Annotated in this window: 13 protein-coding genes; 6 read left to right on the forward strand and 7 right to left on the reverse strand. The window is 74.2% G+C overall.

Annotated features, from left to right (window positions below):
* Positions 1-35 precede the first annotated feature (35 nt).
* From CG747_RS08950 to CG747_RS08965, 4 genes are all read right to left on the reverse strand, one after another.
* Positions 36-3104: an endo-alpha-N-acetylgalactosaminidase family protein gene (locus tag CG747_RS08950; RefSeq protein WP_100601266.1), complete on the reverse strand. Its 3069-nt coding sequence runs from the start codon at positions 3102-3104 to the stop codon at positions 36-38.
* A 121-nt stretch (positions 3105-3225) separates the two neighbouring features.
* On the reverse strand, positions 3226-3432 hold the full coding sequence (locus tag CG747_RS47835) for a hypothetical protein (RefSeq protein ID WP_180985446.1): 207 nt from the start codon (positions 3430-3432) through the stop codon (positions 3226-3228).
* A gap of 169 nt (positions 3433-3601) precedes the next feature.
* A complete protein-coding gene (locus tag CG747_RS08960) occupies positions 3602-4276 on the reverse strand; it encodes a response regulator transcription factor (protein ID WP_100601111.1) in 675 nt (224 codons plus the stop codon).
* Between the two features lie 113 nt (positions 4277-4389).
* Entirely contained in the window at positions 4390-5199 is an 810-nt protein-coding gene (locus CG747_RS08965; protein ID WP_100601112.1) for a trypsin-like serine protease, read from the reverse strand.
* A 267-nt stretch (positions 5200-5466) separates the two neighbouring features.
* Here CG747_RS08965 and CG747_RS08970 point away from each other — a divergent pair, with 267 nt between their 5' ends.
* Entirely contained in the window at positions 5467-6375 is a 909-nt protein-coding gene (locus CG747_RS08970; protein ID WP_100601113.1) for a hypothetical protein, read from the forward strand.
* Between the two features lie 28 nt (positions 6376-6403).
* On the opposite strand, the gene CG747_RS08975 is transcribed toward CG747_RS08970, so the two are convergent.
* Entirely contained in the window at positions 6404-7099 is a 696-nt protein-coding gene (locus tag CG747_RS08975; RefSeq protein ID WP_100601114.1) for an alpha/beta fold hydrolase, read from the reverse strand.
* 186 nt (positions 7100-7285) lie between these two features.
* On the opposite strand from CG747_RS08975, the gene CG747_RS08980 reads away from it, so the two are divergent.
* From CG747_RS08980 to CG747_RS08990, 3 genes are all read left to right on the forward strand, one after another.
* Positions 7286-8332 carry a LacI family DNA-binding transcriptional regulator gene (locus tag CG747_RS08980; RefSeq protein WP_100601115.1) on the forward strand — a complete coding sequence of 349 codons (1047 nt, stop codon included), beginning with the start codon at positions 7286-7288 and terminating at the stop codon, positions 8330-8332.
* A 157-nt stretch (positions 8333-8489) separates the two neighbouring features.
* Entirely contained in the window at positions 8490-8987 is a 498-nt protein-coding gene (locus CG747_RS08985; protein ID WP_100601116.1) for a hypothetical protein, read from the forward strand.
* A gap of 83 nt (positions 8988-9070) precedes the next feature.
* The gene (locus tag CG747_RS08990) at positions 9071-9547 is read left to right on the forward strand and encodes a PPOX class F420-dependent oxidoreductase (protein ID WP_100601117.1); all 477 of its coding nucleotides are present in this window, start codon (positions 9071-9073) and stop codon (positions 9545-9547) included.
* A 16-nt stretch (positions 9548-9563) separates the two neighbouring features.
* On the opposite strand, the gene CG747_RS08995 is transcribed toward CG747_RS08990, so the two are convergent.
* Positions 9564-10286 (reverse strand): SDR family NAD(P)-dependent oxidoreductase, encoded by a 723-nt coding sequence (locus tag CG747_RS08995; RefSeq protein WP_100601118.1) that lies wholly within the window; start codon positions 10284-10286, stop codon positions 9564-9566.
* 104 nt (positions 10287-10390) lie between these two features.
* Here CG747_RS08995 and CG747_RS09000 point away from each other — a divergent pair, with 104 nt between their 5' ends.
* The gene (locus tag CG747_RS09000; RefSeq protein ID WP_100601119.1) at positions 10391-10969 is read left to right on the forward strand and encodes a MarR family winged helix-turn-helix transcriptional regulator; all 579 of its coding nucleotides are present in this window, start codon (positions 10391-10393) and stop codon (positions 10967-10969) included.
* Here the strand turns inward: CG747_RS09000 and CG747_RS09005 are convergent.
* The gene (locus tag CG747_RS09005; protein ID WP_100601120.1) at positions 10947-11732 is read right to left on the reverse strand and encodes a helix-turn-helix transcriptional regulator; all 786 of its coding nucleotides are present in this window, start codon (positions 11730-11732) and stop codon (positions 10947-10949) included. The genes CG747_RS09000 and CG747_RS09005 overlap by 23 nt on opposite strands.
* A 68-nt stretch (positions 11733-11800) precedes the next feature.
* Here CG747_RS09005 and CG747_RS09010 point away from each other — a divergent pair, with 68 nt between their 5' ends.
* Positions 11801-12388, forward strand: a complete 588-nt coding sequence (locus tag CG747_RS09010) for a hypothetical protein (RefSeq protein WP_100601121.1) — start codon at positions 11801-11803, stop codon at positions 12386-12388.
* Positions 12389-12414 lie beyond the last annotated feature (26 nt).

Here is a 12414-nt window from a genome sequence, read left to right on the forward strand (position 1 = left end):
GGGGCGCGGGGGTCGGCGCCCCGGCCCGCCGGTCCTCACACCTCGGTGACCTGGAAGGCGTCGAGGGCGAATTCGGCGGTGCCGTCGGTGCCGGTCTTGCGCAGGCCGACCCAGGCTTCGCCGTGGTCGGGTGCGGTGAACTCGTAGCTGAGGGTGGTGGGTTGGGTGGCGGCCGGCAGTGGCAGGCGGGTGAGTTCGCGGGCCGCGGGGTCGTCGACGGCGGTGATCCAGGCGTACTGGCCGGCCTTCTCGTTCTCGTAGCGGAAGGTGACGCGGTAGCGGCGGCCGGGGGCGAAGCGGGCGGTGTGCGGGACGGTGCGGTAGACCAGCCCGGCATTCTCGCCGCGGGACTTGAGGGACTGGCCGCCGTCGATGACGTCGTCGATCGCCTTGCCGTTCCAGCCGCGCTGGGTGTAGGGCGCGTGGCGTTGGGCGAGGTGGGTGCGGGGGTCGGTGGAGCCGCCGGCGTCGCCCTTGACGAACGGGCCCCAGCCCTGCGGAACCTGCTCGAAGTCCTCGAAGACGAGGGTGCCCGGCCGGGTGGTGCGGGGCGCGGGGACGATGCGGACGTTGTCGAAGCGGATCCGGGCCTGGCCGGGGGCGGCGGTGAGGGTGAGGGTGGCGGGGCCGCCGCCGTCGGGGACCGTGAAGGGGGTGGACATGCGTTGGAAGCGGGTGCCGGTCTTGCGGTCGGCGGCGACGTAGTTGGCGGCGGTGGAGGTCTCGGTCCAGTTGGTGGCGGTGACGCCGTCGGCGGTGCGGACCGTCAGGCCGGCGCGGCGCCGCTCCCCCGCGGTGGCGCCGACCTCGACCTGGACGGAGGCGGTGTAGTCGCCGGGGGCGAGGCGGGCCAGGCGCTGGGCGACGGTGGCGGCGGCGCCGGGCCCGATGACGAGTTCGTAGTCGCCGCGGTCGCTCGGGTGGACGGCGGCGGGGCCGGTGGTCCGCCAGGCGGCGAGGTCGCCGGCGTGGAAGCCGGGGTCGGCCAGGGGGGTGCCCTCGCCCCAGTGGGGGTCGGGCTGGGCGGGGGCCTTGGTGCGGTAGACGACGTAGGCGGTGCCGGGGCGGGCGGTGAGGGTGATCCGGCCGGCGGTGACCGGGGTCCGGGTCTCGTCGGTGCGGCCCTGGTCGGTGAGCCGGTAGACGTAGACCGCGGAGGCACCCGACCAGCCGCGCGGCAGCTGCCAACTGCTGTCTCCGCCACGGGCGTTGTAGTGGTAGAGCTTGGCGGGGTCGGTGGCGCGGCGGGGTTCCCAGGGCAGGAGGTAGCTGCCGCCGTCGTAGACGAGGCGGCCGTCGGTGGTGATCTTGCGGGTGCCGTCGGCGTCGGTGACGACGGTGCGGGTGGGGCCCTCGAAGGTGATCTCGTGGGTGTCCCAGGTGCGGATGGGGTACGCCTGGAGGTATTTGGCGGGGAGGGCGTCGTTCCAGACGATGGCGTGGAAGGTGTGCCAGTCGTTCTTGCCGGTCCAGCCCTCGAAGTTGCCCATGCGGGGTGCGCCGAGCAGGGTGGGCCACTTGTCGGCGAAGACGTCCTTCTGGTGGTTGCGGAGGAAGCGGATGAGCCGGGAGTTCAGGCCGCGGGAGGTGTCGGGGCCGTAGTCGGTCTCGTTGGCCCAGTGCGACCAGAGGGCGGAGCGTTCCAGGCCGTGGCCCCATTCGGTGGCGACCTGCCAGCCCTGGTCGCGCAGGTGGCGCTGGAGGCGGTCGGAGTTCCAGCCGGATTCGCGGAAGACGTCGAGGTAGACGGTGTTCAGGGCGGGGTCGGTCTCCGTGCGGAGCTGGGCGAAGCGGGCGGCGATGTCGCCGGAGACCAGGTCGCGGCGGGCGTCGATGCGGTAGGACTGGTCGAGCCAGTCCCATTGCTTGTCGTCCTTGTTGACGAGTTTCTCGGAGAAGGCGTGCGCGACGGGGTAGGACTCGGTGGCGTTGACGTGCACGGCGAAGTCGCTGTGCCACTTCTTCCCGGCCCGGAGCAGGGTGTTGAGGTCGGTCAGGCCGCCGGCGCGCCGGTTGTAGTTGCCGCCGTAGTCGGGGTGGGCGGAGTCGTGGCCTTCGGACTGGTAGCCCTTGAGGAGGGTGAACTGCCGCAGGCCGTCGGTGGCCAGGGCGATCCGTTTGACGTTGTCGAGGGTGGCGAGGAACGGGTTGGTGGCCTGGCTGGCGAAGTTGAAGGGGATGTGCGGGACGACGCGGAGGTGCTGTTCGTCGGCGCCGAGCGGGCTCACCATGATGTCGCGCAGCGCGATGGCGGCGTCCTGCCAGTCGGTGCGGCCGTCGCCGTTGCGGTCGCGGGTGAGGATGACGGTTGCGTACGGCAGGGGTTCGGTGGCGTCGGCGGGTTGGCCGGCGGCGCGGTGGGTCCACTGCCCGGGGGCGAGTTGGGCCTTGACGTAGCCGTCGCCGTGCAGGGTTTGGCGCCAGAGGCGGCCGTTCTCCCAGGTGGTGGCGCCGGTGGGGATGTCGTAGACGGTGTTGGTCTCGATGGCGGCGGCGAGTTGGCCGGTGGCGACGACGGCGTAGGCGCAGCCGGTGGGGGTGGGCTCGGCCGGGGTGTCGGGGGTGAGCTGGACGAGGGTGTCGCCGCTGGTGGCCTTGTCGAGTTGGAGGCGGGCGGCGAGGAGGTGGGCGCCGGGTTGGTCACTGCGGACGGCGAGCAGGGCGAGGTCGGGGATCTGGAGCGTGCCGACACGGAGCGCGGGGGTGTCGTGGACGGCGGTCAGCCGCCAGGTGACCTGCCATTCCTCGACGGCGATCTCGGCGGTGAGGGTGGTGCCGCCGTCGAAGGCGAGGGTGTAGGTGGCGCGGTCGGCGCGGGCCTGGTGGGTGACGCGGGGGGTGTGCGGGGTGCCGTCGATGAGGACCTGGGTGACGGGGGTCTCTTGGCCGTACAGGACGGCGCCGGTGGTGCGGTCGGTGTAGTCGAGGATGCGGGGGAAGGCGGGGTCGACGCGGACGTCCAGCGCGGTGGAGCGCAGGACCGTTTCTCCGGTGCGGGGTGCGGCGGCCGCGGTGCGGGTGCCGAGTGGGAGGGCGGTGGCGACGCCGGCGAGTGCGGTGGCGGCGACGAGTTGTCTGCGGCTGGGCCCTGGCTGTGCGGTCACGCGCGTCCTCCTCGGTGGCGGTGCGGCCTGTCGGCGGACAGCGTGCGCGGCGGGCGGGGCGCAGGCCCATGGACTAAGGGGCGGGAGGTGTTGGACAGATGTGGGGCGGCGGCGGCCCGGGTCAGTCGCCGTCCGGGCCGGCCGCGGGAAGGACCGCGGTGACTTCCCAGCCGCCTTCGGGTGCCGGGCCGGCGGTGAGGGTGCCGCCCAGGGCCTCGGCGCGTTCGGTGAGGCCGGCCAGGCCGAAGCCGCCGCCGCGGGCCTGTGCGGCGCGACGGCGATCCGGGCCCCGGTGGTGAGCGGGATCCGCCGGTACGGGACGGCGCACAGGCAGACCACGGCGGCCGCGGCGACGACGACGGCGGCGGGCGGGCGGGTGGGCTGCTGGGTGAGGACGACCGACTCGACGCCGACGAGGAAGAGCAGGACCCCGGCGAGGGCGGTCTTGACGGCGGCGGCCTTGCGGGGGTGGGCGCGGGCTCACCCGGTCATCGGACTCATCCGCCGGCGGCCAGCCCGGTCTCCCAGGCCCAGGCGGCGATCTCGACGCGGTTGCGGGCGGCGAGTTTGGCCTGCACGTTGGCAAGGTGCGTCTTGACCGTGGAGAGCGAGACGAAGAGTTCGTCGGCGATCTCGGCGTTGGTGCGGCCGGTGGCCAGGGCGCGGACGACCTGTTCTTCGCGTTCGGTGAGCGGTTCGGCGGGGGTGCGGGCGGTGGCGCGGCCGGCGGTGGGGGCCATGGCGCGCAGCAGCCGCAGGGTGATGGCGGGTGAGACCAGGGCGTCGCCGGCGGCCGCGGCGCGGACGCCCTCGATGAGCAGGGCGGGACTGGCGTCCTTGAGGAGGAAGCCGCAGGCGCCGTCGTGCAGCGCGGCGTGCACGTACGCGTCCAGGTCGAAGGTGGTGACGATGACGATCCTGGGGCGGTCGTGGTATTCGGGGTGGGTGGCGGCGCGTTCGGCGAGCCGGCGGGTGACCTCCAGGCCGTCCGGCTCGGGCATCCGGATGTCGAGCAGCAGCACGTCCGGTTGGAGCCGTTCGACGGCCTCCAGGGCGGCGGTGCCGTCGGTGACGTCGTCGAGGACCTCGATGTCGAGCTGGCTCTCCAGGATCATCCGGAAGCCCGTCCGGACCATCTCCTGGTCGTCGGCGATGACCACGCTGATCGGCATGGCTCCATCGGACCCGGGGCGGGCGGGGCCCGCAAGCCGCGGCGGCGGATGGTGGTACCGGCCGGGGCCCGGGGCAGCTGCCCCGGTCCCCGGCCGTCGGCGGTGCGCGCGGGTCAGCCGCCGAGCTCGGTGGCGGCCTTCTTGATGTCGGCCGCGAAGGTGCTCACCTCGCTGTAGACGCCGGGCTTGCCGGGCCGGGCGCAGCCCTCGCCCCAGGAGACGATGCCGACCTGGAGCCACTGGCCGGCGTCGTCTTTGCGGAACATCGGGCCGCCGGAGTCGCCCTGGCAGGTGTCGGTGCCGCCGGTGTCGAGCTTGCCGGCGCATATCTCGTCGCCGGGCGTGAGGGAGTCGCCGTACGCCTTCTGGCAGGTGGCGTCGTCGACGAACGGGACGGTGGCCTTGAGGAGGTAGCGCTGCTGGTCGCCGCCTTCCTTGTCGGCGCCCCAGCCGGCGATGGTGAAGTCGCCGTTGTTGTAGGTGTCCTGTTCGGCGATCTTCAGGGTGGGCTGGTCGATGGGCTTGGCGAGCTTGATGAGGGCCCAGTCCTTGCCCTTGCCGTTGTAGCCGGGGGCCTGGAGGACCTGGGTGGAGTTGACCTTGACGGCCGCGGAGTCTTCGAGGTCGACGGCACCGGCGGTGGCGGTGATGGACGTGTTGGGGCCGCTCCCGTCGACGCAGTGCGCGGCGGTGAGCACGATGTCCTTGGCGTAGAGGGCGCCGCCGCAGCCCATCGACAGCCGGACCATGAAGGGGAAGTCGCCCTGGTCGGCGCGGGTGCCGCCGACGACGTGGGAGTGCACGGAGCCGCCGGGGGTGGGGGCGGGGGCGGCGTGTGCGGCGGCCGGCTGGAGGCTGGCGGCGGCCAGCAGGATCGCGCCGGCGGCGGTGGTTCTCTTGAGGTGCTTCAGGGAGCTGCGCACGGGGCTTCCTTTCGTGGGGGGTCGAAAGCGCCATGACAGGCCCATGCCAAACCCAGCGCCGGGCATGGCGGCCGTAAAAACCGCGTGACCCACGGCAGCACACCGCAAAGCATCCGGGCATCCAGGCAATGAACCCGTAAAGCGCCCTGTGATTATGTGGAGTGCGGTATCAGAGTGACAAGGGTCAACATCCGGCCAACTCCCTTACCCCATACGCCCCGTACGCCCCGGTACCGCCGTCGGCCGCACCGGTCGTACAGTGTCGGGATGACCACCGGCGGCAGCGGGATCGCACACGGCTTCCCCCATCTCGACACGGTCCGCGCGGCCCTCACGGCGCTCTACCGGCGCGTCTCCCACGACACCGTGAGCACCTTCCCCACCAGCGTCCTCCCGGTGGACGTCGCCTTCGACGACACCGAGGACCTCCACCTGGGCGCCCAGCGGATCGCCCGCGCCATGGTCCACCAGCTGCACCTGCCGGACGCCCGGATCGTGCTCACCTTCCGCGAGATGGAACACGCCGCGACCGTCGAACTGACCGCGGGCCCGGAGTACTTCGTCGAGCTCAACGACCGCTTCCGGCACCACCGCAAGGACATCGGCGCCGCCCTCGCCCACGAGGTGACCCACGTCTGGCTGCACCGGCTGGACCTGTCCTTCCCCGGCACCCGCGACAACGAGATCCTCACCGACACCACCGCCGCCTACCTCGGCGCCGGCTGGCTGCTGCTGGACGCCTACCGCGAACACGGCCCGTTCTCGCAGAAGCTGGGCTACCTCACCCCCGAGGAGTTCGGCTACGTCCTGGCCAAGCGCGCCGACCTCTTCGGCGAGGACCCCGCACCGTGGTTCACCAGCCCGCAGGCGTACGACGCGTACACCGCCGGACGGGCGCGGGCCCGCCAGGACGCCCACCGGCCGCCGCTGGCCGGCGCCGGCTGGGCCGCCCGGCTCCGCTACGCCAAGGACCGCCGGGCGGCCCAGGGCCGCACCGCCCCGCCCGCCACCGGCCCCGGCGCCGGCTACGCCTTCGAGGCCGCCTCCGGGGGCGGGGCACCACTGCGGGTGTCCTTCCCCTGCCCGACCTGCTGCCAGCGGATCCGCGTCCCGGTCCGCGGCCGCCTCCAGGCCCGCTGCGGCCTGTGCAAAACCCTGTTGGACTGCGACACCTGAAGCACCGTCGGCCCGCGGGACGGCCCGGTCAGATCCAGCCCTCCAGCCCGGCCAGGAACCCCTCGAAGTCGTCCCGGTGGATGGTGTGCCCGGCGCCCTGTACCGTCCGGACCTCGAAGCCGCGGCGGGTCAGCTCCTTCGCCGCCTCCTTCGTGAAGAGGAACCCCTCCCCCGCGATCTGCACCAGCGACGGCACCACCGGCCGCTCCGGCGTCCGGTCCTGGAGATGGCCGCCGGACAGGGCCAGCGCCGTCCCGGTGTCCCAGTCCGCGATCGTGGCCAGCTCGATCTCGACGTCGGCGTCGTCCCAGCGCGGGTTGAAGGCCCGCACCCGGGACTCGTTGGCGTTCTTGAACGTCACGAAAACCGCCGGGTCGACGGCCTGGCCCACCCCCGCCAGTGCCCACGCCGGGTCGCTGTAGACCGCGCGCCGCGGCTGCAGCCGCTCGACCGCCAGGGACAGCGCCAGCCCGCCCAACGAGTGGCCGAGGACGACCTCGGCGCCGACCGGCAGGGTGTCCACCAGGTCCTCGGCGAAGAGCTCGGGGCCGTAGTCGCCGCGCGGGCTGCGGCCGTGGCCGCGCAGATCGACGCCGATGACGCGGTAGCCCCGCTCCGCGAGGGCCGGGCCGACCCGGCGCCAGGTGCGGTGGTCGGACATGATCCCGTGGATCAGCACCGCGATCCGGTCGCCGTCGCCCCACTCATGGGTGTGCAGCTGCATCCGTGCTCCTGTCCCGCTCGTCGCTCGTCTCCCGCCCGCGCCCAGGCGCCACATACGCCGCGCGCCGCCCCCGAGGGGCCGTCCGGCACGGCCGCACGGCCGAAGTTACACGTGTAAGTTGTCGGGCGAGCGTAAGCGGTGCCGCACACCGCCGACCCGCACCCCGGCGCGAGGATCCCCAGCGACATGACCGACGACCCCACCGGCCCCGACGCCACCCCGACTCCCCCGACCAGCGCGGCCGTTGCCCGCCGCGCCGGGGTGTCGCGCGCCACCGTCTCGTACGTGCTCAACGGGCAGGCCGCCGGGCGCGTCGGGGCGCGCGCCCAGGCCCGGGTGCGGGCCGCCGCCGAGGAGCTGGGGTACGTCCCGCACGCGGCGGCGCGCAGCCTGCGGGCCGGGCGGGGCCGGATCGTGCTGCTGGCCGCGCCGGCGGACTCCGCGCCCGCCTTCGGCCCGCTGTTCACCGGCTTCCTGGCCGGGTTCCAGACCGCGCTGCACCGCCTCGGCTACACCGGCGTGCTGCACGGCGCACCCGCCGGCTCCCCGCTGGCCGCCGCCCGCGCCTGGGCCGAGCTGCGGCCCGCCGCCGTGCTGGCGCCGCACGGGCCGCCGCTGGACGCCCCCGCCGTCGCCCTGCTCAAGCGCTCCGGCACCGCGGTCGTGCTCACCCCCGGCCCCCAGGCGACGCCCGGCGCCCACACCCTCCTGCTGGACCAGGCCGAGGCCGGTCGCCGGGCCGGTGCGCACCTGCTGGCCGCGGGCCGCCGCCGGATCGGGGTGGTCCGCCCCGCCGAGGGAGGTCTGGCCGCCTTCGCCGAGCCGCGACTGGCCGGCGTACGGGAGGCGGCCGCCGCCCACCCCGACGCCGCGGTCCGCCCCCTGGACCTGGCGCTCACCGAGGAGTCCGCGGCCCGGCTCGCCGCGCGGTGGCCGGCGCTCGGCCTGGACGCGGTGTTCGCCTACAACGACGAGTACGCGATGCTGCTGATGCGGGCCCTCCAGGACGCCGGCCACACCGTCGGCACCGGCCCGGGGCGGATCGCGGTGGTCGGCGCGGACGACCTGCTGCCGGCCCGGCTGCTGCGCCCCCGGCTGACCAGCGTCCGCACCGAGGTCATCGCCCCGGACCGGATCGCCCGCCTGGTCGACGCCCTGATCCGGGACCCGTCGGCCGCACCGGCCACCCACCGGCTGGGGACCTTCCACGTCGTGGCCCGCGACTCCGGCTGACGCTCCGTCACTTCACTGCGCGCAAAGTCACGTTGGCCAGAACTGCCGCAACCGCCCGGCCCGCACGACCGGTCCGCCTCCCGACCGGCCGCGCCCGGGACGGAACCCGTCGCGCCCCCGGCACGTCCCATCCGCGACCGACCCGAGGAGGCACGTCATGCAGCACCCCGCCCCCCGCAACCGCCCGCGCACCCGTGCGACCGCCCTGGTCGTCTGCCTCGCCGCGGCCGGCGCCGTCGCGCTCTCCGGTTGCGGCAGCAACACCCGGACGGTGGGCGCCGCACCGCCGCCGCGGGCCAAGGACGCCTTCGACCAGCGGGCCGCACAGATAGTGCGGGACTGGCCGAAGGTCGCCCCCGCCCCCGGCCGGCAGGACGCGCTGCTGCCGCTGGCCGGCGCCGACCACCCCAAGAGCCAGGACGTCCGGGAGCTCACCGTGACCGTCGGCCACAGTGCCTGCGACGCCGGCTACGGCACCCGCGTCCTGGAGTCCAAGGAGCTGGTCGTGGTGTCCGGGTGGGGCCGGAAGAAGATCCCCGAGGGGATGTGCACCGAGCAGTTGGCCACCGACAAGGCGAAGGTGCGGCTGGACGGCCCGCTGGCCGGCCGGAAGGTGGTGGACGCGGCCACCGGCAAGCAGTTGCTGAAGGGCTGAGCGCGTGCCGGCGGGCCGCGACCCGGGCGGCGGACGGCCGCGGGTTCCGCCGGGAGTGCGCTCCACGCCCTAGGCTCGCGTCCATGAGCCCTTCCATCGCCACCACCACCCGGGTCGACCTGTCCGAGCTGCTGGAGTTCGTCCGCCCCCGACACCACGCGATCCTGCTCACCCGCCGCTCCGACGGCACCCCGCAGGGTTCGCCGCTGACCTGCGGGGTGGACGACTCCGGCCGGCTGGTGATGTCGACGTACCCGGAACGGGCCAAGGTCCGCAACGTCCGCCGGGTCTCCTCGGTCAGTGTGCTGGTGCTGTCCGACGAGTGGACCGGCCCGTGGGTGCAGGTCGACGGCGAGGCCGAGGTGATCGACGCCCCGGACTCCATCGAGCCGCTGGTCGAGTACTACCGCAACATCGCCGGCGAGCACCCGGACTGGGACGAGTACCGCGCCGCGATGCGCAAGCAGGGCAAGTCGCTGATCCGGGTGACGCCGCGCCGCTGGGGCCCGATCGCGACCGGTGGTTTCCCGGCCCGCCTGGTGGCGGGCGACGGCGCCTGACGGGCGGCCCGCGGCGTCAACGGGTGGTGTGGGCACCCCCGTTGACGTTCAGCACCTGACCGGTGACGTGCCGGGCCGCCGGGGACGCCAGGAAGGCGACCGCGCCGGTGATGTCGTCCAGGGTGCCGGGGCGGCCGGTGGCGGTGGCCGCGATCAGGTGCACGCGGCGCTCGTCGGCGAGCTTGTCGCGGAAGAACTCGGTGCCGGCGATGTAGCCGGGCGAGACCACGTTGGCGGTGATCCCGCGGGGCCCGAGGGTCCGGGCCAGCTCGACGTTCCAGGAGGCGAGTCCGGCCTTGGCCGCCCCGTAGGAGCCGGAGCCCTGGTCGGCGGCGATGGACCCGATGTGGACCACCGCGCCGCCGGCCGCCAGCCGGTCCTCCAGGGCGCGGGTGGTCAGCGCGGCGCCGAGCAGGTTGGCGTCGAGGTTGGCGCGGAAGTCCCGGGCGTAGGAGGCCAGGTCGGTGGCGCCGTCGGCGTCGAAGTCGGTCTGGCCGCCGGCGTTGTTGACCAGGACGTCGAGGCGCTCGGGGAGTTCCCCGGCGAGTCGGAGGAGCGCCGCGGGGTCGGTGTGGTCGCAGACCAGGCCGGTCACCCCGGCGAGGGCGTCCGCGGTCTCCTGGAGCGGGCCGGGGCGTCGGCCGGTGATGACGACGCGGTCGCCGTGGCCCGCGAAGTGCTCGGCGAGGGCGCGTCCGATGCCGGTGCCGCCGCCGGTGATCAGGATGGTGCGTGCCATATGCTGCACTCCGTCCGTAATTTTTAGGTCTAAATACACAGCTCGCGAACGCCCTGCGTTCAGGGCTAAATTTAGACCTGAACATAACACTTCCAGGAGGTCCGGTGGCAAGCGAAGCCGAGGCGCAGGACGACGGCGGCCGCCCGGCAGCCTCCTCCACCTACCCCGTCGAGGAGATCGCCGCCGCCTGGCGGCGCGAGCGTCCGGGCACGCCGGTCTCCTCCATCGGGATCGTCACGCCCATCTGGCGGCTGGCCAAACTGCTGGGCGACGACCGGCGCCGGGTGCTGAACCGCGCCGGGATGGACCCGGCCACCCTCGACCTGCTGAGCGTGCTGCGCCGCGGCGGCCCGCCGTACACCCTGAGCACCCGGGAGCTGAGCCGGCGCACCATGGTCACCGCCGGGGCGATCTCCCAGCGGGTGGCCCGCGCCGAACGCGACGGCCTGGTCACCCGCCGCCCCGGCGAGGGCCGCCCGCGCACCGTCCTGGTCGAACTGACCCCGGCCGGACACGACCTCGTCGAGTCCACCGTCGACCAGGTCCTCGGCCGTGAGGCCGAGTTGATCGACGCGCTCGCCCCCGAGCAGCAGGAGCAGCTGGCCGGACTGCTGCGGATCCTCCTCCAGGACGTCCAGCACCGCCTGGGCGACGACCGGATCACCCAGGTCGGCGAGGACTGACCTCCGTCCGCTCGCGGGGCGGCGCCGGAGTGGGCGTCAGTACCGCTTCGGGCAGCCCCAGCCGGCTCCGGAAGGCGACCCGGCCGGCCTCGGTGACCGCGAGGATCCGGCTGGCCGGGGCCCTGATGACCCAGCGGTGCTCCAGCGCGTGCCGGTACAGGGCGGCCCCGACCGCGCCGGAGAGGTGCTGACGGCGCGAGGTCCAGTCCAGGCAGGTGCGCACGTGCGCCCGATGGGCCGGTGAGTGAGCGGCCTCCGGGATGCCCAGGTCGGCCAGCCACGCGGCGCCGGCGGCGGTCAGCTCCCACCCGTACTCCCGTACCAGCAGGCCGCGTTCGGTCATCGCCTCGGCGACGGCCACCCCGAGCGCCCCGGCGATGTGGTCGTAGCAGGTGCGGGCGTGGTGCAGGGCCCGGCGGTGGTTGGCCTCGGCCAGCGAGCGGATCCGCACCCGGCGGTAGGGGGCGAGTCCGGCGAGGTTCTCCAGGATCTCGGCGGTGTCCGGCCCGGCGAGTCCGACGTAGCGCCGCCGCCCCCGCCGCTCCTCGGCCAGCAGACCGCCGGCGACCAGGAGGTTGAGGTGCTCGGTCGCGGTGGACGGCGCCACCCCGGCGTACTCGGCCAGCTCGCCGGCGGTCCAGGTGCCGCCGTCGAGCAGGGCGATGCAGATGGCGGCGCGGGTCCGGTCCGCGAGCAGCGCCGCGAGGGCTGCCAGATCGGGGGTTTCCGCAGTGCTTACGTGATCGGCGTCCCATCGAATCATGTGCAGAGCGTAATCACATATAACACTTCGGTGAGTACCGAATCGTTCGGCTTCTATCCTCAGGAGTTATGAAATCCGCGCTGGAGAAGAGCAGTTCGGTCGTGCCCGCGCTGCTGTCCACGGAGAACGACGACGGGACCTTCGTGCTGGTCGCGCTGCAGATCCGGTGGGACCTCGGCCCGGTGGTGAGCGTCTGGCTGCCCGCCCGGGGGCGCACCGCCCAGAATCTCGCGGTACGCCCCGACGTCGTCTTCAACCTTCCGCCCCAGGAGACAGCGGCACAGGAGGGAACGGGCGGCGGCCCCGAGGGGGAGGTGCCGTGGACGGAGCCCTCCGAGCTGGTCCGGCCGCCCCGACTGGCGCACTGCCCGGTGCAGTTGGAGGCCCGCCGGGTCGGTGAGCGGACGATGACCGACGGCGCCTGGACCCAGATCGAGGCGCAGGTGCTGCGGGTGCACGCGGACCCGCGCTGGGTGCTGCCACTGGGCGACGGCAGCATCGACGTGTCGGGCTGGCGCGCGCCGGTGCACGATTTCCGGCCGCCGGCCGCTCCCCCGCCGCAGACCGTACCCGCGCCCGCCCGGGAACTGGCCCGGCAGTTGGGACGGCGCTTCCCGGCCCGGCGGGACTGCTTCCCCGCCCAGCGGGACTGCTAGCCCGACGGGGGCCGGGCGGCCGGGCC

The organism is Streptomyces sp. CB02959 (assembly GCF_002803155.1).
GTDB lineage: Bacteria > Actinomycetota > Actinomycetes > Streptomycetales > Streptomycetaceae > Streptomyces.